The 25,907-nt window shown below is 38.2% G+C and carries 23 protein-coding genes, 1 other RNA gene and 1 pseudogene; 17 read left to right on the forward strand and 8 right to left on the reverse strand.

Translation table 11 applies throughout. From position 1 onward, the window contains the following. Positions 1–253 precede the first annotated feature (253 nt). The 4 genes from pnp to tadA all read left to right on the forward strand — a co-directional run bounded on the left by pnp (position 254) and on the right by tadA (position 5,998). Positions 254–2,404, forward strand: coding sequence for a polyribonucleotide nucleotidyltransferase (gene pnp / locus GM698_RS00580; RefSeq protein ID WP_176812486.1), 2,151 nt, complete (start codon positions 254–256; stop codon positions 2,402–2,404). A gap of 77 nt (positions 2,405–2,481) precedes the next feature. Continuing rightward, a complete protein-coding gene (nlpI, locus tag GM698_RS00585; protein WP_209289468.1) occupies positions 2,482–3,399 on the forward strand; it encodes a lipoprotein NlpI in 918 nt (305 codons plus the stop codon). 190 nt (positions 3,400–3,589) lie between these two features. Beyond that, positions 3,590–5,395, forward strand: coding sequence for a DEAD/DEAH box helicase (locus GM698_RS00590; RefSeq protein ID WP_176809895.1), 1,806 nt, complete (start codon positions 3,590–3,592; stop codon positions 5,393–5,395). An 84-nt stretch (positions 5,396–5,479) separates the two neighbouring features. Beyond that, positions 5,480–5,998: a tRNA adenosine(34) deaminase TadA gene (tadA, locus tag GM698_RS00595; protein ID WP_176809894.1), complete on the forward strand. Its 519-nt coding sequence runs from the start codon at positions 5,480–5,482 to the stop codon at positions 5,996–5,998. Between the two features lie 66 nt (positions 5,999–6,064). Here the strand turns inward: tadA and bioB are convergent, their stop codons facing one another. Next, positions 6,065–7,072, reverse strand: coding sequence for a biotin synthase BioB (gene bioB / locus GM698_RS00600; RefSeq protein ID WP_176809893.1), 1,008 nt, complete (start codon positions 7,070–7,072; stop codon positions 6,065–6,067). Positions 7,073–7,153: 81 nt separating this feature from the next. After that, positions 7,154–8,761, reverse strand: coding sequence for a phosphoenolpyruvate carboxykinase (ATP) (pckA, locus tag GM698_RS00605; protein WP_371739899.1), 1,608 nt, complete (start codon positions 8,759–8,761; stop codon positions 7,154–7,156). A 232-nt stretch (positions 8,762–8,993) separates the two neighbouring features. Between pckA and ftsB the strand changes: the two genes are divergently transcribed. The 5 genes from ftsB (at position 8,994) to gloB (ending at position 11,442) form a co-directional block, all read left to right on the forward strand. Then, positions 8,994–9,272, forward strand: a complete 279-nt coding sequence (gene ftsB / locus GM698_RS00610; protein WP_159629674.1) for a cell division protein FtsB — start codon at positions 8,994–8,996, stop codon at positions 9,270–9,272. Between the two features lie 11 nt (positions 9,273–9,283). Beyond that, complete coding sequence (ispD, locus tag GM698_RS00615) at positions 9,284–9,967, forward strand: 2-C-methyl-D-erythritol 4-phosphate cytidylyltransferase (RefSeq protein WP_176809892.1); 684 nt, start codon at positions 9,284–9,286, stop codon at positions 9,965–9,967. A gap of 14 nt (positions 9,968–9,981) precedes the next feature. Beyond that, on the forward strand, positions 9,982–10,458 hold the full coding sequence (ispF, locus tag GM698_RS00620) for a 2-C-methyl-D-erythritol 2,4-cyclodiphosphate synthase (RefSeq protein ID WP_209289469.1): 477 nt from the start codon (positions 9,982–9,984) through the stop codon (positions 10,456–10,458). Positions 10,459–10,598: 140 nt separating this feature from the next. Further along, an RNA gene (gene ffs / locus GM698_RS00625) (signal recognition particle sRNA small type) lies at positions 10,599–10,696 on the forward strand. 38 nt (positions 10,697–10,734) lie between these two features. Further along, positions 10,735–11,442: a hydroxyacylglutathione hydrolase gene (gloB, locus tag GM698_RS00630; protein WP_176809886.1), complete on the forward strand. Its 708-nt coding sequence runs from the start codon at positions 10,735–10,737 to the stop codon at positions 11,440–11,442. 14 nt (positions 11,443–11,456) lie between these two features. Here gloB and phoR read toward each other — a convergent pair. The 6 genes and pseudogenes from phoR to pstS all read right to left on the reverse strand — a co-directional run bounded on the left by phoR (position 11,457) and on the right by pstS (position 17,127). After that, positions 11,457–12,712 (reverse strand): annotated as a pseudogene (phoR, locus tag GM698_RS00635) (phosphate regulon sensor histidine kinase PhoR). Beyond that, complete coding sequence (phoB, locus tag GM698_RS00640) at positions 12,712–13,404, reverse strand: phosphate regulon transcriptional regulator PhoB (RefSeq protein ID WP_209289470.1); 693 nt, start codon at positions 13,402–13,404, stop codon at positions 12,712–12,714. Before phoB ends, phoR begins: the two are co-directional and overlap by 1 nt. A gap of 63 nt (positions 13,405–13,467) precedes the next feature. Further along, positions 13,468–14,229 (reverse strand): phosphate ABC transporter ATP-binding protein PstB, encoded by a 762-nt coding sequence (gene pstB, locus GM698_RS00645; RefSeq protein WP_159629661.1) that lies wholly within the window; start codon positions 14,227–14,229, stop codon positions 13,468–13,470. Positions 14,230–14,243: 14 nt separating this feature from the next. Further along, on the reverse strand, positions 14,244–15,095 hold the full coding sequence (gene pstA / locus GM698_RS00650; protein WP_209289471.1) for a phosphate ABC transporter permease PstA: 852 nt from the start codon (positions 15,093–15,095) through the stop codon (positions 14,244–14,246). After that, complete coding sequence (gene pstC / locus GM698_RS00655; RefSeq protein WP_209289472.1) at positions 15,095–16,039, reverse strand: phosphate ABC transporter permease subunit PstC; 945 nt, start codon at positions 16,037–16,039, stop codon at positions 15,095–15,097. The genes pstA and pstC overlap by 1 nt, the downstream gene beginning before the upstream one ends. A 71-nt stretch (positions 16,040–16,110) precedes the next feature. Further along, positions 16,111–17,127, reverse strand: a complete 1,017-nt coding sequence (gene pstS, locus GM698_RS00660) for a phosphate ABC transporter substrate-binding protein PstS (RefSeq protein ID WP_371739916.1) — start codon at positions 17,125–17,127, stop codon at positions 16,111–16,113. A gap of 205 nt (positions 17,128–17,332) precedes the next feature. Between pstS and uppS the strand changes: the two genes are divergently transcribed. The 8 genes from uppS to lpxA all read left to right on the forward strand — a co-directional run bounded on the left by uppS (position 17,333) and on the right by lpxA (position 25,896). Continuing rightward, positions 17,333–18,046: a polyprenyl diphosphate synthase gene (gene uppS / locus GM698_RS00665; RefSeq protein ID WP_256437771.1), complete on the forward strand. Its 714-nt coding sequence runs from the start codon at positions 17,333–17,335 to the stop codon at positions 18,044–18,046. A 20-nt stretch (positions 18,047–18,066) separates the two neighbouring features. After that, complete coding sequence (locus GM698_RS00670) at positions 18,067–18,936, forward strand: phosphatidate cytidylyltransferase (protein WP_209289474.1); 870 nt, start codon at positions 18,067–18,069, stop codon at positions 18,934–18,936. Between the two features lie 19 nt (positions 18,937–18,955). Continuing rightward, positions 18,956–20,269: an RIP metalloprotease RseP gene (rseP, locus tag GM698_RS00675; protein WP_176809881.1), complete on the forward strand. Its 1,314-nt coding sequence runs from the start codon at positions 18,956–18,958 to the stop codon at positions 20,267–20,269. A 63-nt stretch (positions 20,270–20,332) separates the two neighbouring features. Further along, entirely contained in the window at positions 20,333–22,714 is a 2,382-nt protein-coding gene (bamA, locus tag GM698_RS00680; protein WP_176809880.1) for an outer membrane protein assembly factor BamA, read from the forward strand. A 79-nt stretch (positions 22,715–22,793) separates the two neighbouring features. Beyond that, on the forward strand, positions 22,794–23,558 hold the full coding sequence (locus GM698_RS00685) for an OmpH family outer membrane protein (protein WP_176812475.1): 765 nt from the start codon (positions 22,794–22,796) through the stop codon (positions 23,556–23,558). Continuing rightward, positions 23,558–24,583 carry a UDP-3-O-(3-hydroxymyristoyl)glucosamine N-acyltransferase gene (gene lpxD / locus GM698_RS00690; protein WP_209289475.1) on the forward strand — a complete coding sequence of 342 codons (1,026 nt, stop codon included), beginning with the start codon at positions 23,558–23,560 and terminating at the stop codon, positions 24,581–24,583. Before GM698_RS00685 ends, lpxD begins: the two co-directional genes overlap by 1 nt. A 20-nt stretch (positions 24,584–24,603) precedes the next feature. Continuing rightward, a complete protein-coding gene (gene fabZ / locus GM698_RS00695; protein WP_176808322.1) occupies positions 24,604–25,071 on the forward strand; it encodes a 3-hydroxyacyl-ACP dehydratase FabZ in 468 nt (155 codons plus the stop codon). A gap of 30 nt (positions 25,072–25,101) precedes the next feature. Beyond that, positions 25,102–25,896, forward strand: a complete 795-nt coding sequence (gene lpxA / locus GM698_RS00700; protein ID WP_209289476.1) for an acyl-ACP--UDP-N-acetylglucosamine O-acyltransferase — start codon at positions 25,102–25,104, stop codon at positions 25,894–25,896. The last annotated feature ends 11 nt before the right edge of the window (positions 25,897–25,907 follow it).

Genomic DNA, 25,907 nt, shown 5'->3' on the forward strand with positions numbered 1-25,907 from the left:
CATTTTAGTCTAGCTTGAAACACAAGCGGTCATCTTTGATGATTATTTTGCAAAAAACAATCAAGAAATAACCGCTTGCATAAGCAAAAAACAGGCGATTTTTTATGAAAACTTCTGTACAATAGGCAAGTTTTATTTTTCATATTGAGAGGCGGCTACCAAAAATTCTTTTCGTCTAAGAGTTTTTTTGTTAGTCGCAATTTAAAGAAATAAAACAAAAAATATAATAGTAATTCTTTAAAAGGAAAACAGAATGACTCCAATTGTTAAACAATTTAAATACGGCCAACATACCGTAACCTTAGAAACGGGTGCAATCGCACGCCAAGCAACCGCAGCCGTAATGGCAAGTATGGATGACACAACCGTTTTTGTCACTGTTGTGGCGAAAAAAGAGGTGAAAGAAGGTCAAGATTTCTTCCCATTAACCGTTGATTATCAAGAACGTACTTATGCAGCGGGCCGAATTCCAGGCGGTTTCTTCAAGCGTGAAGGGCGTCCATCTGAGGGTGAAACATTAACTGCTCGCCTAATCGATCGCCCTGTTCGCCCATTATTCCCTGAAGGTTTCTTTAACGAAATTCAAGTAATTGCCACGGTGGTCTCAGTAAACCCACAAATCAGCCCTGATTTAGTGGCAATGATCGGTGCATCAGCCGCATTATCTTTATCTGGCGTGCCATTTAATGGTCCTATCGGTGCAGCACGTGTTGGTTTCATTAACGATCAATTTGTATTAAACCCTACCACCAGCGAACAAAAACTTAGCCGTTTAGATTTGGTAGTTGCGGGCACAGATAAAGCTGTATTAATGGTGGAATCTGAAGCGGATATTCTAACCGAAGAGCAAATGCTTTCTGCGGTAGTGTTCGGTCATCAGCAACAACAAGTGGTGATTGAGAACATTAAAGCGTTCGTTGCGGAGGCTGGCAAACCACGCTGGGATTGGACTGCTCCAGCTCCAAATACCGATTTAATCAACAAAGTAAAAGCGTTAGCAGAAGGCCGCATTGGTGATGCTTATCGCATTACTGAAAAACAAGCTCGTTACGAGCAAATTGATGCAATTAAAGCAGATGTTATTGCTCAGATCACAACAGCAGATGAAACAATTTCAGAAAACGCAATTAACGACATTATCAATGAATTAGAAAGCCAAATCGTACGTAGCCGTATTATCGCAGGTGAACCGCGTATTGATGGTCGAACTGTAGATACTGTACGAGCGTTAGACATCTGTACAGGTGTATTACCAAGAACTCACGGCTCAGCATTGTTCACCCGTGGTGAAACTCAAGCATTGGCTGTAGCAACTTTAGGGACTGAACGTGATGCACAAACAATCGATGAGCTTACTGGCGAAAAATCAGATCGCTTTCTCTTCCACTACAATTTCCCTCCATACTCTGTAGGTGAAACTGGTCGTATCGGATCGCCAAAACGTCGAGAAATCGGTCATGGTCGCTTAGCGAAACGTGGCGTATTAGCGGTAATGCCAACAGCAGAAGAGTTTCCGTATGTTGTGCGAGTGGTCTCGGAAATTACTGAGTCGAATGGTTCTTCTTCAATGGCATCTGTGTGTGGTGCATCATTAGCATTAATGGATGCGGGCGTACCAATTAAAGCAGCTGTTGCAGGTATAGCAATGGGACTTGTAAAAGAAGAAGATAAATTTGTCGTACTTTCAGATATCTTAGGTGATGAAGACCACTTAGGTGATATGGACTTTAAAGTAGCAGGTACACGTACTGGTGTAACCGCACTTCAAATGGACATCAAAATCGAAGGTATTACGCCAGAAATTATGCGTATTGCATTAAACCAAGCAAAAGGTGCAAGAATGCACATTTTAGGAGTAATGGAACAAGCAATCCCTGCACCTAGAGAAGATATTTCTGACTATGCACCACGTATTCACACAATGAAGATCGATCCGAAGAAAATCAAAGATGTGATTGGTAAAGGCGGTGCAACAATCCGTGCCTTAACCGAAGAAACCAACACTTCAATCGATATTGATGATGATGGTACCGTGAAAATTGCAGCCACTGACGGTAACGCGGCGAAAGCAGTAATGGAACGCATCGAAGAGATCGTAGCAGAAGTTGAAGTAAACCAAATCTACAATGGTAAAGTCACCCGTGTGGTTGATTTTGGTGCATTCGTATCAATTCTTGGTGGTAAAGAGGGATTGGTTCACATTTCACAAATTACTAACGAACGTGTAGAGCGTGTTGCAGATTACCTACAAGTTGGTCAAGAAGTACAGGTGAAAGTGGTAGAAATCGATCGTCAAGGACGTATTCGTTTAACGATGAAAGATCTTAACAACACTAACTCAGAAAAAAATATGGAAGAAACTGTATCTGAAGATATTGTTACCACAGAGCAAGAAAATATCTAGCTCTACATATAAAGGTGAATAACAGACTTGTCTTGTCTGTTATTCAGTTTTTAGCGCCTTAATAAGGATATTCTGTAATGGCACAGCTGTTTAAGTTGTTTCGAATCCGCTTCTTTTTACTTAATTTAGTATCTATTTTAATACTAACTGGCTGTGCTAGTCGTTACTCAGATTTAGTTTCGATTAAAAATTTAGCATTATCAGAACTTAATCCACAATTTCGTTTTGAACAAGAAGCGATGATGGTAAGGCTTAGTCAGGTATTGGAAGAAGCCGAATTAACGCCCTCTGAACAAGCAGACCTTTATTTTGAAAGAGGTGTGATTTATGACAGCTTGGGATTATGGTCATTGGCCCGTTATGATTTTGCTCAAGCTATCTCAATTAATCAACGAATGGCAGCAGCTTATAACTATATGGGATTATATCTGCTTTTAGAAGGCGATTATGACAGCTCTATTGATGCATTTAATGCGGTATTAGAGTTAGATAACGAATATAGTTATACTTATCTAAATCGTGGGTTAGCGTTCTACTATAGCAGCCGCTATTCTGAAGCACAGCGTGACTTACTACGTTTTTATGAAGAAGATAAAAAAGATCCTTATCGGGTGTTATGGCTCTATTTTAACGAGTTAGAACTTACACCAGAAAACGCTAAAAATAATTTACAAAAGAGAGCTAATGCTCTTTCTCCAGATTATTGGGGAACAAATATTGTAAATTATTTTTTAGGTAAGCTAAATTTAGCTCAACTTCGTGCTATAATGGATTCCGAAGCTAAGGAAAATAGCTCACAATATGCAGAAATACTAACAGAAACGTATTTCTATTTAGCAAAACAACAACTCAAATTAGATCATAAAGATGAGGCAGTTAGCCTCTTCCGCCTTGCTTTAGCAAATCAAGTGTTTAACTTCGTTGAGTATCGTTTTGCCCTGTTTGAACTATCACAAATTCGTGGTATGACTCAAACAACGCCCATTGTTGAATAGGGAAAATTAGAACAGACAAGCGGTTAATTTTATAAAATTAACTGCTACGTATACTCAGGGGATTTTTAAGGCACCACTTGCTTTGTTATTTCATTTTCTACCTAGATTTCAACAATATAATTTTCATTGAATGCAAATACAGAAATTAATCTTATTTTCTATATTATGCTTTCCTAAATAATGGTTTTTTATGACAACTGAATCTTTAACTTTCGCCGACTTAGGCTTACCTCAACCTATTCTTGATGCTGTAAATGATATGGGATTTGTAAACCCATCGCCTATTCAACAAGAATGTATTCCTCATTTATTAGCTGGGCGTGATGTGCTTGGTATGGCTCAAACAGGTAGTGGAAAAACAGCTGCCTTCTCTTTACCTTTACTTGCACAAATAGACCCAACTCAACGCCATCCACAAATGCTAGTAATGGCTCCAACCCGTGAGCTTGCGATCCAAGTTGCTGATGCTTGTGAACAATTTTCTAAAAATATGAAAGGTGTTCGTATTGTAACTGTCTATGGTGGACAACGCTATGACATTCAACTTCGTGCCTTAAAACAAGGCTCACAAGTCGTTGTGGGTACACCAGGTCGTATTCTTGACCATATCCGTCGTGGTACTTTAGATTTATCTGAATTAAAATTTATCGTGTTAGATGAAGCTGATGAAATGCTCCGTATGGGCTTTATTGACGATGTTGAAACTGTTATGGCTGAGCTACCAGAAAATCATCAAACTGCATTATTCTCTGCAACAATGCCTGAGCCAATTCGCCGTATTACTCGTCGCTTTATGAATGATCCACAAGAAGTAAAAATTAAGGCGACAGAACGCTCTGCACCAGATATTGAGCAAAGCTATTGGTTAGTAAACGGCTTCCGTAAAAATGATGCGTTATTACGTTTCTTAGAGGTAGAAGAGTTTGATGCCGCTATCATCTTTACTCGCACCAAAACAGGTACAATTGATATTACAGAATTATGTGAACGTAATGGCTATCGCACCGCTGCATTAAATGGTGATATGACCCAACAAGCTCGTGAACAAACATTAGAAAAACTTCGTTCAGGTCGCTTAGATATTTTAGTCGCAACAGATGTTGCAGCTCGTGGTATTGATATTGAGCGTATCAGCCTTGTCATAAACTATGATATTCCGCTTGAAGAAGAATCTTATGTTCACCGTATTGGTCGTACTGGTCGTGCTGGTCGCTCAGGTCGTGCATTATTATTTGTTGAGCCTCGCGAACGCCGCTTACTACGCAATATTGAACATTTAATCAAAAAACCAATTAATGAAGTACCGATCCCAAATCACGAAACATTAATGGAAAAACGTCGTGAGAAATTCAAAGCTCGAATTTCTAAACAGCTAGAACACCACGATTTAGAAAAATACCGTGAATTACTAGAAGACTTATTCACAGCAGATCAAGATCACGAAGAATTAGCAGCTGCAATGATGATGTTATTGCAAGAAAAACAAAAATTAATCCTTCCTCCTGATCCTGTTATTCGTGCCGCTCGTTCAGAAAATGGGCGTGGGCGTGATCGCAATGACAGAAATGAGCGTAGAAATGGCCGTGAAGAACGTCAAGGCACAAATGTTGCGATGGATTTATATCGTATTGAGCTTGGTCGTGAAGATGGCGTAGAAGTACGTCATATTGTTGGTGCGATTGCAAATGAAGGGGATATCAGTAGTCGTTATATTGGTCATATCAAATTATACGACACCTACTCTACCATTGAATTACCACAAGGTATGCCAAACCAGTTAGTACAACACTTTACACATAAAGCCAGAGTGTTAAGTAAACCTATGCAAATGAGCCTGTTAGGGCCCGCGAACAGTGCAAGTAATAGCAATCCTGACCGACGTAGCAGAGATGATCGCCGTGAGCGAGGTCCTCGCCGTGATAGTGGCTTTAATAAGGATAGAAAAGGCGGCTTTAAAGAAAAACGTTTTAACGAAAAACGGGCTCGCCGTGACTAATTAGATAATGCCCCAATATGGGGCATTTTTTAATTTAAATAATGCGATTTACAAGCGGTTCTTTTTTTATATTTTTTTGCAAATATGTTTATAAAACCTAATCAAATATCCTGCTCAACGGATATTTCCGAACAGGATATCGCCTTTATGCAATATGCTTTAGATTTGGCAGATTTAGCCGAAACAAAAGGCGAAATTCCCGTTGGGGCAGTTTTAGTGGATAAAAATCAAAATATTATTGGCAAAGGCTGGAATCAAACCATCCAACTTTCAGACCCCTCAGCCCACGCTGAAATGCAAGCGATTCGCCAAGCAGGGCAAGCCATTCACAATTATCGCTTATTAGATTGCACGCTGTATGTTACGCTTGAGCCTTGTCCTATGTGTGCTGGGGCTATTTTGCATAGCCGAATTGGGCGATTAGTTTTTGGCGCCAGTGATTATAAAACAGGTGCTGTAGGTTCACGTTATCATCTGTTTGAAGATTATAAAATGAACCATTTTTTAGAAGTGCAGGGTAATGTGCTCAGTAAAGAATGTAGCCAAAAGATCAGCGATTTTTTTAAGCAAAGACGTTTACAGAAAAAGGCGCTTCACAAATGAAAGCCCCCTTCTATACAAGATGTATTTTGCAAAAAATGATGAATAATTGACCGCTTGTAAGATAAGTTAATCATTACGCTCATACTGTAACGGATATAAATTTAACTTCTCCATTAATTTACGATCAGAATCTTCCTCAGGATTTTCTGTGGTGAGCAATTTATCGCCATAAAAAATAGAATTAGCTCCCGCCATAAAGCAAAGGGCCTGCATTGCCTCAGGCATTGCCGTTCGACCCGCTGAAAGTCGGACAAAACTATGTGGCATAGTAATTCTTGCCACGGCAATTGTGCGAACAAATTCTGTCCAATCTAAATCTTGTGCATCAGAAAGTGGAGTTCCTTCTACTTTGATAAGTTGGTTAATCGGCACGCTTTCTGGTTGTGGTTCAAGATTAGCAAGACTGGCTATCAGCCCTGCTCGTTCTGGTCGGGTTTCATTCATACCAACAATCCCCCCACAACATACTTTTAAGCCAGCATTACGTACTTTACCTAAGGTATCCATACGATCTTCGTGATTGCGTGTGTGAATAATTTGATTATAACGTTCAGGATCGGTATCTAAATTATGGTTATAATAATCTAAACCTGCTTCTTTTAATTCTTCCGCCATTCCGTCTTCCAGCATCCCAAAAGTACCGCAGGTTTCTAAACCCAATGATTTTACAGCATTTACAATTTCAGACACCACTTTAATATCTTTTGGTTTTGGTCCTCGCCAAGCAGCTCCCATACAAAAACGGCTTGCTCCCCTTTCTTTCGCAATTTTGGCTTTTTCAATAATAGTTTCAATATCCAACATAGTTTGCTTTTCTAAGCCAGTATTATAGCGAGCAGATTGTGGGCAATATTCACAATCTTCTGGACAACCACCCGTTTTAATTGAAAGCAAAGTAGAAAGTTGGATTGCATTAGCATCAAAATTTTCACGATGAATTTGTGCTGCTTTAAATACTAAATCCATAAACGGCATATCAAATAGCTCTTCCACTTGGCATTTTCGCCAATACTGCGTTGTTGGGTGTGGCATCAGTTCATCTTTGGATTTTAACCTTAATTGGAAGGTTGTCATACTAAAATACTCCTTTATAAAAAAAGACTAAACCTTTAAAAAGATTTAGTCCTTGAGTTTCTAATTACTGTTAATTACAAATTATAATTTTGGACCTGCTACAATTAATGCTTTGCCTTCTTCATTAGTTGCATATTTTTCGAAGTTTTTGACAAATTTTTCTGCTAAATCCTCCGCTTTGGTCTGCCATTGTAACTTATCTTCATAAGTATTGCGAGGGTCTAAAATATTACTATCAACGCCTGACAACGCTGTTGGAATGGCTAAATCAAAAATTGGCAATTTCCCCATTTCTGCCTTTTCAATTGAGCCATCTAAAATCGCATCAATAATACCGCGAGTATCCTTAATTGAAATACGTTTACCCGAGCCATTCCAACCTGTATTGACTAAATACGCTTCAGCACCAGCTGCTTCCATTCGTTTTACCAACACTTCAGCATATTGTGTTGGATGAAGCGATAAGAATGCTGCACCAAAACACGCTGAGAATGTTGGGGTTGGCTCAGTAATACCACGCTCTGTACCAGCTAATTTTGCAGTGAAACCAGATAAAAAGTAGTATTTTGTTTGCTCTGGCGTGAGTTTAGATACAGGTGGTAACACCCCAAATGCATCAGCGGTTAAGAAAATCACTTTTTGGGCGTGCCCTGCCTTTGACGGCACAACAACATTATCAATATGATAAATTGGATAACTTACACGCGTATTTTCTGTTTTCGATTTATCATCAAAATCAATTACGCCATCTTCACGCACAACCACATTTTCTAGTAACGCATCACGGCGAATTGCACGATAAATATCTGGCTCATTTTCGATAGACAGATTGATAGTTTTCGCATAACAACCGCCTTCGTAATTGAATACGCCGTTTTCGTCCCAACCGTGCTCATCATCACCAATTAATTTACGTTTTGGGTCTGTTGATAATGTTGTTTTACCTGTACCAGATAAACCGAAAAATATTGCCACATCGCCCTCTTCACCAACATTTGCCGAACAGTGCATTGAAGCAACACCTTTACGTGGTAAGAAGTAATTCATCATTGAGAATATACCTTTTTTCATCTCACCACCGTACCAAGTACCACCAATAATTTGGATACCTTCTGTGATATTAAACGCCACAAAGTTTTCCGAATTTAAGCCTTGTGTTTTCCAATTCGGATTGGTCACTTTAGAGCCATTGATGACAACAAAATCAGGCTTAAAATCTTTTAATTCTTCTTCCGTTGGACGAATAAACATATTTTTCACAAAGTGTGCCTGCCACGCTACTTGTGTAATAATGCGTACATTAATACGATGTTTAGTGCTTGCCCCACAAAACGCATCAATAATAAATAAGCGTTTGTTAGAAAGCTCATCGGTCACTAAACTTTTTAAACTTTTCCACGTTGATTGATTCATTGGCTTATTGTCATTTTTAGCCGCCTCAGATGTCCACCAAATAGTATCTTTTGTGATTTCATCTAACACAATATATTTATCTTTCGGCGAACGCCCAGTAAAAATACCAGTATCAACCGCTACCGCCCCTAAATTTGTTAAAACACCTTTTTCATAACCTTGAAGATTTGAGTTCAATTCTTCTTGAAATAGTTGCTCATAGCTAGGATTACGCACAATTTCTTTCACGTTTGTAATGCCTAAGTCTGCAAGTTCTTGTTCAATACGATTTAACATAGTAATTACCTCATAATAGTTATAAAAATTTAACTCAGCCTATTATACCGAAATGAAATAGAAAAAATGTTACATACTTCAAACTTTTGAAAATTGCTCAAACGTTTTTTTGCGTTATATCAACATTTACTATTAACTTAAGCATATTCAAAACAAGCGTTTGGTTGGACTTTTTGCAAATTCAAGGTAAAATCAGACCGCTTGTATTTATAGTTTAAACAAAGAGAACTAAATGCGTTTATTGATTATTTTTTTTGCCCTTCTACTCGTTTTTTTCCAATATAGCTTTTGGTTTGGCAAAAACGGCTGGACGGATTATCAAGATGTTCAAGCAGAAGTCGCACAATTAAAAGAAGAAAATGCTAAATTGACCGCTCGGAATAAACTCATTGAAGCAGAAATTTACGATCTAAAAAATGGTGTAGATGCACTTGAAGAACGTGCCAGACTTGAGCGTGAAATGGTAAAAGAGAATGAAATGTTCTACCGCATTGTACCGAAAGTAAAATAAATAATAGGTTTATGATGAGAGAAATTATTGCTGTTATTCCAGCCTCTGGCATTGGTAGCCGAATGCAGGCAGACAAACCTAAACAATATTTAACATTAAAAGGGAAAACCGTATTAGAGCATACGGTTTCGCTTTTTATTGATCATCCACAAATTCACAAAGTGATTGTAGCGGTGGCAAAAGATGATCCTTTCTATGCCAACATTGCCCTGCTGAAATCAGATAAAGTACAAATCGTCTTTGGTGGCAAAACCCGAGCAAACTCCGTATTCAATGCCCTCTGCCAGATTGAAAATGAAACCGCGTGGGCATTAGTTCACGATGCCGCACGCCCTTGTCTCAAGCGGTCAGATTTAGACAAAATTTTGCAAATTGAAGATCAACAAGGCGGCATTCTAGCCACCCCAGTGGTAGATACGATCAAAAGAGCTCACAGCACGCAGATTCTACACACGGAAGATAGAACAACCCTTTGGCAGGCTTTCACACCGCAATTTTTTCCCGCAGATCGCTTAAAGAAAGCGCTGCAATCCGCCTTTGAAAAAGGACAAAATGTCACAGACGAAGCCTCTGCAATGGAGCTTTCTGGTTATTCACCACAGCTGATTTCTGGCAGAAGCGATAATTTGAAAATTACCCGCCCTGAAGATTTAGCCTTGGCGGAATTTTATCTCACACATAGCCCTAGTTTATAAATTTGGAGAATAAGATGATTCGAATCGGACACGGTTTTGATGTTCACGCTTTCGGTGAAGACCGCCCACTCATAATTGCAGGCGTTGAAGTGCCTTACCATACAGGCTTTATCGCCCACAGTGATGGCGATGTTGCTCTACACGCCTTAACGGATGCGTTACTCGGTGCAATCGCCTTAGGCGATATTGGCAAACTTTTTCCAGATACCGATATGCAATATAAAAATGCGGACAGTCGAGGTTTGTTGATTGAAGCCTATCGTCAAGTACAAGAACAAGGCTACAAGGTGGGAAATGTGGATGTAACCATTATCGCCCAAGCACCGAAAATGCGACCGCACATTGATAAAATGCGTCAAGTGATTGCCGATGATTTGAAATGCGATATTGCACAAGTGAATGTAAAAGCCTCTACAACGGAAAAGTTGGGCTTTACTGGGCGTGGAGAAGGTATTGCTTGTGAAGCGGTGGCATTGTTATTAAAAGCATAACTGATGATAAGCGGTCATATTTTTGCAAAAATTGACAAATTTCAACCAGAAAATAACCGCTTGTAAAATTCTACCTTGCCTTATTTTTAAATTTATCTATAATAGCAAGCCTTACGCAATCAGCGTAATCCGATGGGGCGTTATTGGTTCCTCGCAACGGTGTTCAGCTTACTTGATCAGGTTCGGAAGAAAGCAGTCTGGGTTGAAATTTCTGTGTGCCGAGAGCTGCTGGTAACGCCCCACCCTTTTATCTAATCATCTTATCAGGAGAACATTATGCTCCAGATTACCCCTATTCCTGCATTAAGCGACAACTATATTTGGGCTATTCGTCAGGCTCAAGATGTGATTATTGTTGATCCGTCAGAACATCAGCCTGTTTTAGATTTTATTGCAAATAATTCGCTAAATTTGACCGCTATATTACTCACACATAATCATAACGATCACACCGATGGTGTGGCAGGCATTGTTGAGAAATACCCGAATATACCTATTTATGGCCCGCAAGAAGCCACCGAATTTGCCAATATGATTGTTTCGCCAGAGCAACATATAAAATTGTTTGGTTATGAGGTGCAAATTATAGAGAGTGCGGGACATACCGCAGGGCATATTAGCTATTTATTTGGATATGATTATCTATTTTGTGGCGATGCGTTATTCTCTGGCGGCTGCGGACGTGTTTTCACGGGCGATTATCAAGCACAATTTGATGCATTACAACGCTTTAAAAATCTGCCTGACTCGGTTAAAGCCTATCCAGCCCACGAATATACTAAGAGCAATTTAAAATTTGCCGAAGCTGTGTTACCCACAAGTTGCACTCTCGCAGAATATCAAGAACAAGTTGATATTCTACGTTCTCAAAATAAGCCCACTCTACCTACTACCATTAGGCTTGAAATGCAAGTTAATCCATTTATGCAAGCGGTCGATTTACAAGAATTTATTGCACTTCGGAAGAAAAAAGATAATTTCTAACCATTATGGGAGCATTATGCGGATTTCAGTACAAAAGAAAAACGGCTCCCCTCGCCTTCTTTGCTGATAATGTTGAGTGTTGAGCCGTGTTGCTCTAATGCGTGCTTCACTATTGCCAGCCCTAAACCACTGCCGCCAGTCTTTTTACTTCGGGATTCGTCAACTCGATAAAAACGTTCGGTTAAATGTGGCAAGTGGATTTCAGGAATGCCGATTCCATCGTCCTTTACTTCAAATTTCATACCTTGCTCGCAAGGTTTCCAGCTGATTTCAATATGGCAAGCCTGCCCAGCATGTTTAATTGAATTATAAATTAAATTAGACACTACACTATGTAGCTGGTGCTCATTACCGAATATTTCTACATTTCGCTGAATATCAAAGCTGATTTGATGTGAATATGTATTTAAAATTTCTGCATCTTTTTTAAGTGAAAGAATCATTGCAGACATATCAAACAGTTGGTGATCTTTATTTGATGAAGTTTCAATCTTTGCCAGCATATTTAGCTGCTGTAATAAATTCGTCATTCTCAAGCTCTGCTCTTGCATCGCTTTTATCGCTTTTTCTTGTAGCAAACTTTGTATAGGTTGATCAGCTAATATTTCTAAATAGCCTTGCAAAACCGTGAGTGGCGTTCTTAATTCGTGGTTAATATTACTTAAAAATGTTTGTCTGGAACCTAGCAACTTTATCATTTCTGTAATATCACGCCCGATAATCAGCAAGGTTTCTGGGTCATATTGATGAATGTGAATTTCAATATAACGTTCGTTATACGTTAATAACACAAGCGGTCGGCTTTTTTTAGGTTGGGTAAAATAGTGCTTAAATTGTTTGTAAAAAATCACATTAAGAATATTTTTTTGCGTTTTTTTATGCCAATAGAAATCAAACATTTTTTGAGCGGCTTGATTACACCAAACAAGTTCGCCATCTGCTTGTGAAACCATAATCGCATCAGGTAAATATTGGATATTTTTATTTAATTTAGACAGCAGGCGTAAATTCTCAAATTTCTCTTTCTTATTTTTATTCCGATAATAAGCAATGGTTTGAGAAAAATTTTCTAATTAATCAGCTCTAGCTCTTTCTTACTTTTCGGATTGAGGGTTTGAAGTAAGCGGTGTTCCGTGATGTGATGCCATATCAATAAGCCCACAAAAATAACAATCAACCAAGTGCTGATATCCAAGCCAAATAAGCTAAAAATAAAAGCGATGGTAATCGCTAAAATCAGTTCTGCTAACAAGTTAAGTAGTTTTTTCATCACTCACCTTGAATATGTTGAGAAAAACGATAGCCACTTCCTCTTACTGTTTGCACATAGCTATCACATTGGCAAGCCTCAAGGCTACGGCGTAAGCGGCGGATATAACTATCAACCGTTCTGTCTTCTACATCTAAATCATCGCCCCAAATTCGATTTAATAACTGTTCGCGGGAGTACACTTTTTCTGGGTGTGCCATAAAAAAATGGAGTAATTTGAATTCTGTATGACTTAAATGGATTTGTTCCGATTGATAAAAAACTCGCTGGGCATTTTCATCTAACGTTAAATCACCTATTTGAATAATTTGCACGGTTTGCTCGTAAATTCTTCGCCACACAGCTTCAATCCGAGCCAATAACACTTTGGGAGAGAAAGGTTTGATAACATAATCATCTGCTCCAGCGTTTAAGCAGGTAATACAATCTTCTTCTGCACTACGAGCCGTGAGCATAATCACAGGAATTTGGGCTATGTCTTCGTGCTTTTTCATATATTCAATAAGTTGAACCCCAGAACGTCCCGGTAACATCCAATCTAATAAAACCAATTGTGGTTTTTCGGCAAGTTTTTTCACTGCACTTTGGTAATCTTCTGCTTCAATGACATTATATTGATGTTGCATTAGAAAAAGACTAATCATCTCACGAATGCCACGTTCATCTTCTACCACTAAAATGCTTCTGCTCATTATCCATACTCCAATAGAAGAAATGCAGTGAAATTGATATTAACACTGCATTAATTGAATTAACTAGCCCATTTTGCCCTGAATATAATCTGCCGTACGTGAAATTTTGGGTTGGCTAAAAATTTGTGTCGTTTCGCCAAATTCCACTAGCTCGCCCAAGTACATAAATGCGGTGTAATCGGAACAACGTGCAGCTTGTTGCATATTGTGCGTTACCATTGCCACAGTATAATCTTGCTTGAGTTCAGTAATCAAGGCTTCAATCTTCATTGTAGAAATGGGGTCTAGTGCCGAACAGGGCTCGTCTAACAATAAAACATCAGGTTTGATAGCAATCGCTCTGGCAATACATAAACGTTGCTGTTGTCCGCCCGATAGACTATCGCCACTTTGGTGTAACTTATTTTTTACTTCATTCCATAAAGCGGCTTTGGTTAGAGCCCATTCTACTCGCTCATTCATCTCTTGCTTTGATAATTTCTCAAATAAACGAATGCCAAAGGCGATGTTGTCATAAATTGACATAGGAAATGGCGTTGGTTTTTGGAATACCATCCCCACTTTTGCACGAATAATCGAAATATCTGTCTCGGTGGTTAATAGATTTTCGCCATCTAAATTGATCTCGCCTTCCGCTCTTTGATTTGGGTAAAGCTCAAACATACGGTTAAAAGTTCTCAATAAGGTGGATTTACCACAACCAGAAGGCCCAATAAATGCGGTTACTTTGTTTTTTGCAATATTTAAGTTGATATTTTTTAAAGCGTGGAAATCGCCATAATAAAAATTAAGATTTTGTACTGAAATTTTTGGTTCTATGTTCATTTCTAAACACCTTATTATTTCTGTTTGGGTTGTAAGAAAACACGGGCTAACACATTGATACATAATACGAATAGGGTAATTAAAATCGCTCCTGCCCACGCAAGATTATTCCAATCTGTAAACGGACTTGCCGCATATTGATAAATCACAACAGGTAAATTCGCCATTGGTGCATTCATATCCCAAGACATAAATTGGTTAGATAATGTAGTAAATAGCAATGGTGCTGTTTCACCTGAAATACGAGCAACCGCTAATAATACGCCGGTTAAAATTCCTGATTTTGCTGCACGATAACAAATCATCACAATCACTCTCCATTGAGGGCAACCTAATGCAATTGCAGCTTCACGCAGGTTATTTGGAATAAGGTTAAGCATACTGTCTGTGGTTCTCACCACAATGGGAATAACCAATAACGCTAAAGCTAAAGAACCTGCCCAGCCAGAAAAATGCCCTACTTTTGACACATAAAGCGTGTACACAAACAAGCCGATAATAATTGACGGTGCAGAAAGCAATATATCATTAAGGAAACGAGTGACTTTCGCCAAACGGCTATAGTTGCCATATTCCGCTAAATACGTGCCAGCTAAAATCCCAATAGGCGTACCGATAAGCGTGCCTGTTCCTACAATAAGCAGTGAGCCTAAAATCGCATTGCTTAAACCGCCCTGCTCATTTGGTGCTGGGGTAATTTGTGTGAAAAGCTCTAGCGAAAGACCTGGAATTCCTCGACTAACTAATGAATATAAAATCCAACAAAGCCAAAACAAACCGAAAGCCACCGCAATATAGGCTAAACTTAGCATTATGCTGTTACAACATTTGCGTCTATAAAAACGAGCGTTTTGTAAATTTTTCATTATTTTCCTTCCTTATGCTGCATTCTTAAAATCATTAAGCGAGAAATGGCTAGTACTATGGAGGTAATAAAGAAAAGAACTAAACCTAATTCAATTAACGCCGATTTTTGTAAGCCTGAGGCTTCATTAAATTCATTTGCAATAGCTGAAGCAATAGACACCGAAGGCGAGAATAATGAATTGGGTATTTGGAAAGCATTACCAATCACAAAAGTGACCGCCATTGTTTCGCCCAATGCACGTCCGAACCCTAACATAATGCTGCCGATAAGCCCTGTTTTGGTATAAGGTAGCACGACTTTCCAGAGCACTTCCCAACGGGTTGAACCTAATCCGTAGGCACTTTCTTTCAACATAGGCGGCACAATAGAAAAAACATCACGCATCATTGATGCGATGAACGGAATAATCATAATGGCAAGCACTAAGCCCGCAGTAAATAAGCCAATACCAAAGGGGGCACCTGAAAATACATATTCAAGTATAGGCAAATCACCCAACCATTCGATCATTGTTGGTTGAACATATTCTTGGAATAACGGGACGAATACAAACAAGCCCCACATACCATAAATAATCGAAGGAATAGCGGCTAACATTTCAACGGCTGTACCAATCGGGCGTTTTAACCATTGTGGCGAAAGTTCGTTGATAAATACGGCAATCCCAAATGAAATCGGTACGGCAATCATCAATGCTAAAAAGGAAGTGATTAATGTACCGAGAACAGGCATTAACGCTCCGTACTGGTTCTGCACTGGGTCCCACTCGCTATCCAATAAAAAGCTCACACCAAACTTTTTGATACTTGGCCAACTTTCTATAAATAACGAAATCATAATTGCAGCAAGTAAAAGAAACACCAACCACGCAAAACAAGCGGTCATATTTCTAAAAAATATTTCAAATCGATTTTGATTTAAACATTGATTCAATTTAGGCATAATCATTTTTCTGTATGAAATCTGTGACAAAGTAACGACCGCCCACCTAATACAAGCGGTCGTTTTTTTCCTTATTTTTGCAATTCAGCGTTCCATTTAGCTTGAATGCGTTTTACAACCTCTTCAGGAATTGGCACATAATCCAATTCTTCTGCCACACGCTGCCCTTTTGCAAACGCCCAATCAAAGAATTTCACCACATTTTGCGTTGCTTCAGGCTTGCCCTCTTTTTTATGAATTAAGATGAAACTTGCTGCGGTAATCGGCCAAGATTTTTCGCCAGCTTCATTGGTAAGAATCACGCCCATACCTTCTGCTTCATTCCATTTCGCATTACTTGCTGCCGCCATAAAACTTTCCTTGTTCGGCTGAACAAATTCACCTGATTGATTTTGTAATGCTGTCCACGCAAGTTGGTTTTGTTTTGCGTAAGCATATTCCACATAACCGATAGAATATTTCATTTGGCGAACATAGGCTGCAATCCCCTCATTACCTTTACCACCGTGTCCTTTTGGCCATTTCACGGCTTTTCCTTCACCGACTGTTGATTTCCATTCACTTGATACTTTAGATAAGTAGTTAGTAAAACCAAAATTGGTGCCAGAACCATCCGAGCGATGAATCACTAGAATATCTTTATCAGGCAGATTTAAATTGGGGTTTAATTTTTGAATGGCTGCATCATTCCATTTAGCTACTTTGCCCAGATAGATTTGAGCAACTAAATCGCCAGAAAGTGTTAATTCACCTTCTTTAATACCAGGAATATTAACCACTAGCACTGTGCCACCAATAATGGCAGGGAATTGTAATAATTGATGTTGTTGTAATAACTCTGCTTTCATCGGGTCATCAGATGCCCCAAAATCAACGGTTTTTGCGATAATTTGTTGCTGACCACCGCCCGATCCAATTGATTGATAATTGACTTTATTACCCGTTTCTTTTTCATATAAAGCAGCCCATTTCGCATAAATCGGATAAGGGAATGATGCCCCAGCTCCTGTAATAGTGTGTGCGTGAGAAGCCACTGCCACTGAGGCAAAAATAGAACCTAATAACATTACTTTTTTAGTCTGACGCATTAGCATAGTAATTCTCCTTACATTAAATTGCTGTTGCGTGACTAAGTGTAGAAAACAATTATGACAATTTGATGACAATCATTAAGTTTTTTCATTTTTTTATAAAAACTTGTGCAAATATCGCTTGTTAATTCCACTACGCTTTATCCTATGGTATAGTTAGTGCCATTTTTATCTTATCTCTATTATTTTAGTGAGTGGACCTGTGAACTTTGATCCTCAAAATATGCCAAAACACGTTGCAATTATTATGGATGGCAATGGTCGCTGGGCTAAAAAGAAAGGCAAATTACGCATTTTCGGGCATCAAAATGGTGTTAAAGCGGTTCGTTCTGCGGTAGGTTTTGCAGCTAAACATCAGATTAACGTTTTAACACTTTATGCTTTTAGTAGTGAAAATTGGAGCAGACCAGAACCCGAAGTATCGGCTTTAATGTCACTTTTTACCAAAGCATTAGATTCTGAAGTAAAAAAATTACATAAAAATAATATTCGCTTGAATATTATTGGCGATAAATCAGCCTTTAGTGAAAGTTTACAAAAGCGTATTGCTGAGTCGGAAAAATTAACCAAAAACAATAGTGGGCTTATTTTAAATATTGCTGCAAACTATGGTGGCTACTGGGACATTGTTCAAGCTACGCAAAAATTAGCATTGCAGGTAAAAGAAAACCAGATTGATGTAACACAAATCACCGCTGAACTTTTTCAACAACATTTAACAACTGAAACCCAACCTCAGGTTGATTTACTCATTAGAACCAGTGGAGAACAAAGAATCAGCAACTTTTTATTATGGCAAATTGCCTATGCTGAACTTTTTTTCAGCCCTGTTTTATGGCCAGATTTTGATGAAAACACATTTACTGAAGCAATTTTGGCTTATCAACAACGTGAACGCCGATTTGGTGGTTGTTAAAAAATCTAAAAGGAAATACGATGCTTAAAGAACGTGTAATTTCGGCAATTATTATGATTATTGCGGTATTAGCCGCTATTTTTTGGCTCTCTCCGTTATCATTAACGTTAGCTCTATCTGCTATTATTGTGGCTGGAATGTGGGAATGGGCTCAATTTGTAGGTTTTAAACGCTCTGTACCACGAGCTATTGTAGCACTCGTAACCATTTGTTTATTACTGTTTGCGATAGTTGCCAATACCGATTATATTCGTGCTACACGTTTTATTACCGATGAAACCGCTCCCCTTCTCTTTGTTGGTTGTATATGGTGGCTAATTGCTCTTATTTTAGTAATTACTTACCCAAATTCCGCAAAATTATGGGAAAAATCAGTAGTAGCTAAATTTTTATTTGGTTTTGCAACTTTAATTCCATTTTTAATTGGTGCATTAGCATTACGTTTCTACAATTACCACATTAATCCTTATCAAGGTACTTATTTATTCCTTTATGTTTGCTTATTAGTTTGGAGTGCTGATTCAGGTGCATATTTCTTTGGACGAGCTTTTGGCAAAAGAAAACTTGCTCCCAAGGTGTCTCCAGGTAAATCATGGGAAGGTGTTTTGGGTGGTTTATTCACTTCTGGTGTAATCGCTTTCGCATTCCTTCAACTTACGCCAACTAATGTATTCGGTAGAGAATTAGCGACTACTCCATTTATTTTAGTCTCTATTGCAACTGTAGCCATTTCTGTACTAGGCGATCTGTCTGAAAGTATGTTTAAACGTCAAGCTGGTGTTAAAGATAGTAGCAATCTCATTCCAGGGCACGGTGGTATTTTAGATCGCATTGATAGCTTAACAGCAGCGATTCCATTTTTTGCTACCTTCTTCTTTTTTGTACTATAACTTTCTTTTGCTATAAGATATGACCTCAATTATTGCCTTTTTTGTTTTAATCTGCGTACTGGTATTCGTGCACGAATACGGACATTTCTGGGCTGCACGTAAATGCGGTGTGAAAGTCACTCGTTTTTCTATTGGCTTTGGTAAAGTGCTATTTAAGAAAACCGATAAGCACGGGACAGAATTTGCTTTCTCATTAATTCCATTAGGCGGTTATGTTCAAATGTGGAATGGCGAGAAAGAGGTTAATGCCACACCAGAACAATCATTAGCCGCAAAATCTGTTTTACAACGTGCGTTTATTATTTTTGCAGGCCCAGCTGCAAACTTTATTTTTGCGATATTGGCTTATTGGGTAGTATTTGTTTCAGGTATTCCTACTATCAAGCCTGTCATTGGTGAAGTTTTGCCTAATACCATTGCAGCACAAGCCAAACTACCTACTGAATTAGAAATTACTAAAATCAATAATCAAAATATTCAAGATTGGGAAAGTGCCTCTTTGGCATTAGTTGGATCAGTAGGAAATAAGAACATTCAACTAGAGGGGCGATTCTATGATAGCCAAGCTGTTCAGCATTATGAATTAGATCTTTCCAACTGGAAGATTGATAGTACCAAAGAAAACCCACTAACCGCATTAGGTATTCGGCCTAAAAGCACAAAAATAATGGCTGAAATAAAAGAGGTTATCGAAAATTCACCCGCAGAAAAAGCAGGCTTAGCATCAGGAAATAGGATTCTAAAAGTAAACCAACAACCTTTCGATTGGACAACTTTAATAGAGTCTGTACAAAATGGTGATTTAATTGAACTCCAAATTGAACAAAACGGACAAATTAAGACACTAATAATTCAACCTGAAAAACGAGATAATCGCTATATTATTGGCATCGTACCAACATACGAAAGACTTGCAGATAAATATCGCACCGAATTAAAATATGATATTATTACTGCATTTTCTAAAAGTATTGAAAAAGTATGGTCTTTAATTCAAACCATACTACAATTTATCGGTAATTTAATCTCTGGTGATTTATCGATTAAAAATTTAGGTGGCCCTATCTCAATGGCAAAGGGGGCTGGGGCAACGGCTGAAATTGGCTGGATTTATTACTTAAGTTTTATGGCACTAATCAGTGTTAATTTAGGAGTAATGAATCTATTTCCAATTTTGCCATTAGATGGCGGACAACTGATTTTATTAGCAGTCGAAGCTATTCGAGGCAAAACATTATCAGAAAAAGTACAGATGTTATTTCAACAAATCGGCATTATATTTGTGCTAGGGTTAATGTTTTTTGCTTTTATAAATGACATTATTCATTTTTAACAAGCGGTTTATTTTTCAAACATTTTTGCAATCATCTTGCAAAAGATTTATAGGATAATTTCAATGAAAAAATTATTACTTTCTTCTCTTTTAATTGCTAATGGTGTAGTTGCTGCACCTTTCGTAGTTAAAGATATTCGTGTTGAAGGCGTACAGCCAACAACAGGTGCAGCTATTATTTCGTCTATCCCTGTTAGAGTAGGTCAAACCGCCACAGATAATGATGTATCTAATGTTGTTCGTCACTTATTTAGCCAACAACGTTTTGCCGATGTGCGCGCAAAACGAGAAGGCAATACCCTTGTTATCAAGGTGGCAGAAAAACCAATTATCAGTAAAGTAGAAATTGAGGGCAACCAAGCTATCCCCAAAGAAGCTTTAGAACAAAATTTAAAAGCAAACTTAATCAATGAAGGTGAAATTTTCAACGCAGCAAAATTAGATGCGTTTAAAGAGAGTTTGATTGAACATTACAACGCTACTGGTCGTTATTTGGCAAAAATCAATACGGTTGTAACAAATAATGCGCAAGGCAGTGTTAATGTTAAATTAGTAATTGATGAAGGCGATGTTGCAAAAGCCAAGACAATTAAATTTGAAGGAAATAATGCGTTCTCTGATAAAAAATTATTAGAAAACTTAGATATTCAACCCGACGTTTCTTGGTGGAATATTTTTGAAAGTAGTAAATTTGAGCAAGCGACCTACCAAAAAGATTTAGAAACATTAAGAGATTTCTATTTAAATCGTGGTTATGCAAAATTTGTGATTGAAGGCACCGACGTACAATTTAATAATGATAAAACTGAAGTAAACCTTACTTATAAATTAAATGAAGGTTCACAATATAATATCAGTGAGATGCGTATTGTTGGTAATACAGCCAATATGGACGATAAATTAAATCCGTTATTAAAAGGTTTTAAAGCTGGTCAACGGTTCCGTAAAGCTGATTTAACGCAAATCGAAGAAGATATTAAACAAATTTTAGGCGATGCTGGTTATGGTTCTACAAAAGTAGATATTTACCCACAATTTAATGATGCCGATAACAGCGTTAAAATCAGCTTTGTCGTTGATGCAGGTCGTCGAATTTATGTACGTAAAATCCGTTTTGAGGGCAATGATATAACCGCAGACTCCACTCTACGCCGTGAAATGCGTCAGCAAGAAGGTGCTTGGTTATCAACAAATAAAGCCTCACTAGGTAAAGCTCGCTTAGAAAGAACCGGGTTCTATGAAAGTGTTGATATGTCAATGCAAAATGTAGAAAACACCTCAGACCAAGTTGATATTATATATAAAATCAAAGAGCGTAATACGGGTAGTATTAACTTCGGTATCGGTTACGGTACAGAAAATGGTATTAGCTATCAAGCTGGGATTAAGCAAGATAATTTCTTGGGTATGGGCTCAACTATTAGCTTAAATGGTAACCGTAATGACTATGGCACAAGCATTAACTTAGGTTATACCGAACCCTATTTCACAAAAGATGGCGTGAGTTTAGGTGGTAATGCGTTCTATGAAGATTACAATAACTCAAAAAATGATAACGTTACTTCATATAAACGCCAAACTTACGGCATTAACGGCACACTAGGCTTCCCTGTAAATGAAAATAACTCATACTACTTAGGGTTAGGTTATACGCACGATAAAATCAAAAATGCAGCTCGTGAATATACGCGTGAAAAATATGTAAAATCAATGAACTTTGAGTTTAATCCTCGCTCAAGCTACTATGACAAAATCAAAGCAGATGATTTCGATTTCTCACTAGGTTGGAACTATAACAGCTTAAACAGAGGTTATTTCCCAACTGAAGGAACCGCTGCAAGTCTTAGTGGCAAAATTACTATTCCAGGGTCTGATAATAAATACTATCGTGTAAGTGCAGATTTTAGAAACTATTTCCCATTAAATCGTGAACACAAATGGGTAATTTCAACTAAAGCAAGCCTAGCCTACACTAATGGTTTTAGTGGCAAAGAGGTTCCATTCTATCAACTTTACACCGCAGGGGGTATTGGCACCTTAAGAGGCTTCTCTTATGGAGCAATTGGACCGAAAGCAATTTACTATAATAATCAATCTAACAAATTTGATAATGTGAAAAACGAGATTATTGGTGGTAACGCTTTAGCTGCGGCAAGTTTAGAATTAATTACACCAACGCCTTTTGTGAGCGATAAATATCAACATAATGTAAGAACCTCTATATTTGTTGATGCTGCTACTGCCTGGAATACAAAATGGAAACAAACAGAATACTCAACATTACCTAATTATGGTGACTTCAAACGTTTCCGTGCTTCCGCAGGCGTAGCGTTCCAATGGCTCTCTCCGATTGGACCATTATCATTCTCTTATGCAAAACCTATTCGCAAATATGAGCATGATGAAATTGAGCAATTCCAATTTAATATCGGTAGCTCATTCTAATTCAGTGCAAGCGGTCAAAAATGTGATGAAATTTGCAAATTGATCGCTTATTTAAACGTTTATTTAAAAAGGAAAACCTATGAAAAAATTATTTAAAACAACAAGTTTAACAATTGCTTTAGCAAGTGCAACTGGTATGGCTACTGCCGCTGATACAATCGGTTTTGTTGATCCGACTTACGTTTTACAAAACCACCCTGTATTATTAGATGCCACGGTAAAATTCAATAAATTTATAAAAGAAAGCCAATCAAAATTTGCAGAAGATGATAAAAAATTAGCTGAAGAAAATAAAGAATTAACTGCTGAACGTGACAAAATTAACGCTGATGCACAAAAATTACAAAATGAGCAAAAAGCCGTAGAAGAATCTATTAAAAAGAAAGTGGCGGCATTAGAAAAAGAAGCGCCTCGCTTACGCTCAAAAGATATTCAAACTCGTCAAAATGCAATCCAAAAAGAAGCAGATGCTTTCCAAAAGAAAGTAGAAGCGATTCAAAAACGTGAAGCGGAATTTGCAAAAAAAGCAGAAGCGTTCCAAAAACGAGCAGATGAGTTCCAGAAAAAAATTGAGCAAGCAAATAAAGAAAATGGCGGTATTAACCCACAAGAAGCACAAAAACAAGCTATTGATGAAGTTAATGCCACGATTAAAGATATTGCAAAATCTAAAGGCTATACTTTAGTGCTTCAACCACAAATCGCTCTTTATGCTGAGGATGAAAGCAAAGACATCACTGAGGCGGTACTTGAAGCTATTGTGAAAAAACACCCTGATATCAAAATAGAAAAACCAGCAGAAACTAAAACTGAAGCAACGAAGCAAGAAAAAGTGAAAAAATAATGGGAAATTTCCGTTTAATTGATTTGGCGGAGCATATCGGCGGTACCCTTAGGGGTAACGCCGATTTGGCTATTCAAAGTATAGCCGCTTTAAATAAAGCAAATAGTGCTCAAATTACCTTTATCTCAAATGCAAAATATCGGGAAAATTTAACCGCTTGCAATGCAGGTGCAATCATTGTTAGCCCAGCAGATGTTGAGTTTTGTCGTGAAGATCAAAATATAATTATTGTCGCTAACCCTTATGTCGCCTACGCATTAATTGCACAATATATGGATTCCTCCCCCAAAGCAGCTACAGATATTCACCCAAGTGCTGTGATCTCATCTCAAGCAAAATTAGGCAATCATGTTTCTGTTGGAGCAAACGCTGTCATTGAAAGCGGTGTAGAATTAGGCGATGGTGCTATAATAGGTGCAGGCTGCTTTGTAGGTAAAAATAGTAAAATTGGAGCAAGAACCCAGCTTTGGGCAAATGTTTCGGTTTATCATAACGTTCAAATCGGCTCTGATTGTCTCATTCAATCATCTGCTGTTATTGGTAGCGATGGCTTTGGCTATGCTAACGATAAAGGTCAGTGGATCAAAATCCCACAAACTGGCGGGGTAATTATTGGTAATCGTGTTGAAATTGGCTCTTGCACTTGTATTGATAGAGGTGCGTTAGATCCAACGGTCATTGAAGATAATGTGATTATTGATAACCTTTGCCAAATCGCACATAATGTTCATATTGGCTTTGGCACCGCCGTTGCAGGTGGTGTCATTATGGCTGGTAGCCTAAAAATCGGTCGCTTTTGCCAGATTGGAGGGGCTAGCGTTATCAACGGTCATATGGAAATCTGCGACGGTGCAATTATTACTGGTATGGGAATGGTGATGAGGCCGATTACAGAAAAAGGTATTTATTCATCAGGTATTCCGCTACAAACCAATAAAGAGTGGCGTAAAACTGCCGCATTAGTGATGAATATTGATGAAATGAATAAACGTTTAAAATCACTTGAAAAACGTTTTAACGATTAATTTTATTTAGAGGTCTTAAAGTGACAGAAACTACAACTAAAAATCGTGAGTCAAAAATTATTGAAGTTACCGAAATTATGGGTATGCTACCACATAGATACCCTTTTCTTTTAGTTGATCGTGTAACTGATTACGAAGCAGGCAAATGGTTAAAAGCAATTAAAAATGTAACCTTTAACGAGCCTTGTTTTACTGGACATTTCCCGAATGCACCGATTTTTCCAGGCGTATTAATTCTTGAAGCAATGGCTCAAGCAACAGGCGTATTAGCAGTTGCGACCTATGGTAAATTAAGTGAAGATGAGCTTTATTATTTTGCAGCAATTGATAATGCTCGTTTTAAACGCCCTGTAGTGCCAGGCGATCAACTTGAACTTGAAGTGGCGTTTTTAAAAGAAGTGCGTGGTATTACTAAATTCACTGGTAAAGCATACGTTGATGGCAAATTAGTGTGTGAAGCAGACTTAATGTGTGCTCGCCGTAAATAATTAACTAGCTTAAAATAAAGGAGCTAAACTATGCGTCTAATTGACTCAACGGCTAAGATTAACTCACTTGCTATTATTGAAGATGGGGCACAAATTGGTGCTCATGTTGAAATTGGTCCTTTTACGGTGATTAGTAAAGATGTAAAAATCGGTGCCAGAACCAAAATTCACTCTCACGTTGTTATAAATGGTCTAACTGAGATTGGAGAAGACAACCATATTTTCCAATTCGCGAGCATTGGGGAAATCAATCAAGATTTAAAATATCAAGGTGAGCCAACAAAAGTAATGATAGGCAACCGTAATCGTATTCGTGAGAGTGTCACGATCCACCGTGGCACCGTGCAAGGCGGTGGTGTAACTAAGATTGGAGATGACAACTTATTGATGATCAACACCCACATTGCTCACGACTGTTCTATTGGCAATCGTTGTATTATTGCCAATAATGGCACCCTTGCAGGACACGTTACGTTAGATGATTTCGTCATCGTAGGCGGCATGTCTGCTATTCATCAGTTTGTGGTAATCGGCTCACATGCTATGTTAGGCGGAGGTTCAATGGTTAGCCAAGACGTCCCACCTTATGTGATGGCACAAGGTAATCACGCTCGTCCATTTGGTATTAATCTTGAAGGTTTGAAACGCCGAGGTTTCGATAAAGCAACGTTACACGCAATTCGCAAAGTGTATAAGTTGATTTATTCTAGCGGTAAAACATTAGAAGAAGGCTTAGTAGAAATTGAACAAATTGCAGAAAATGAGCCTGCTATTGCCATTTTCAAAGAGTTCTTCAAACGCTCAACACGTGGTATTATTCGCTAATCCAAAAATGA

Origin of the sequence: Mannheimia sp. ZY171111, from assembly GCF_017750945.1 — a bacterium.
Taxonomy (GTDB): domain Bacteria; phylum Pseudomonadota; class Gammaproteobacteria; order Enterobacterales; family Pasteurellaceae; genus Mannheimia; species Mannheimia pernigra.

Coding starts and splice junctions, on each gene's coding strand:
- pnp (WP_176812486.1), top strand. CDS start 254: ATGACTCCAATTGTTAAACAATTTAAATACGGCCAACATACCGTAACC.
- nlpI (WP_209289468.1), top strand. CDS start 2,482: ATGGCACAGCTGTTTAAGTTGTTTCGAATCCGCTTCTTTTTACTTAAT.
- GM698_RS00590 (WP_176809895.1), top strand. CDS start 3,590: ATGACAACTGAATCTTTAACTTTCGCCGACTTAGGCTTACCTCAACCT.
- tadA (WP_176809894.1), top strand. CDS start 5,480: ATGTTTATAAAACCTAATCAAATATCCTGCTCAACGGATATTTCCGAA.
- bioB (WP_176809893.1), bottom strand. CDS start 7,072: ATGACAACCTTCCAATTAAGGTTAAAATCCAAAGATGAACTGATGCCA.
- pckA (WP_371739899.1), bottom strand. CDS start 8,761: ATGTTAAATCGTATTGAACAAGAACTTGCAGACTTAGGCATTACAAAC.
- ftsB (WP_159629674.1), top strand. CDS start 8,994: ATGCGTTTATTGATTATTTTTTTTGCCCTTCTACTCGTTTTTTTCCAA.
- ispD (WP_176809892.1), top strand. CDS start 9,284: ATGATGAGAGAAATTATTGCTGTTATTCCAGCCTCTGGCATTGGTAGC.
- ispF (WP_209289469.1), top strand. CDS start 9,982: ATGATTCGAATCGGACACGGTTTTGATGTTCACGCTTTCGGTGAAGAC.
- gloB (WP_176809886.1), top strand. CDS start 10,735: ATGCTCCAGATTACCCCTATTCCTGCATTAAGCGACAACTATATTTGG.
- phoB (WP_209289470.1), bottom strand. CDS start 13,404: ATGAGCAGAAGCATTTTAGTGGTAGAAGATGAACGTGGCATTCGTGAG.
- pstB (WP_159629661.1), bottom strand. CDS start 14,229: ATGAACATAGAACCAAAAATTTCAGTACAAAATCTTAATTTTTATTAT.
- pstA (WP_209289471.1), bottom strand. CDS start 15,095: ATGAAAAATTTACAAAACGCTCGTTTTTATAGACGCAAATGTTGTAAC.
- pstC (WP_209289472.1), bottom strand. CDS start 16,039: ATGCCTAAATTGAATCAATGTTTAAATCAAAATCGATTTGAAATATTT.
- pstS (WP_371739916.1), bottom strand. CDS start 17,127: ATGCGTCAGACTAAAAAAGTAATGTTATTAGGTTCTATTTTTGCCTCA.
- GM698_RS00670 (WP_209289474.1), top strand. CDS start 18,067: ATGCTTAAAGAACGTGTAATTTCGGCAATTATTATGATTATTGCGGTA.
- rseP (WP_176809881.1), top strand. CDS start 18,956: ATGACCTCAATTATTGCCTTTTTTGTTTTAATCTGCGTACTGGTATTC.
- bamA (WP_176809880.1), top strand. CDS start 20,333: ATGAAAAAATTATTACTTTCTTCTCTTTTAATTGCTAATGGTGTAGTT.
- GM698_RS00685 (WP_176812475.1), top strand. CDS start 22,794: ATGAAAAAATTATTTAAAACAACAAGTTTAACAATTGCTTTAGCAAGT.
- lpxD (WP_209289475.1), top strand. CDS start 23,558: ATGGGAAATTTCCGTTTAATTGATTTGGCGGAGCATATCGGCGGTACC.
- lpxA (WP_209289476.1), top strand. CDS start 25,102: ATGCGTCTAATTGACTCAACGGCTAAGATTAACTCACTTGCTATTATT.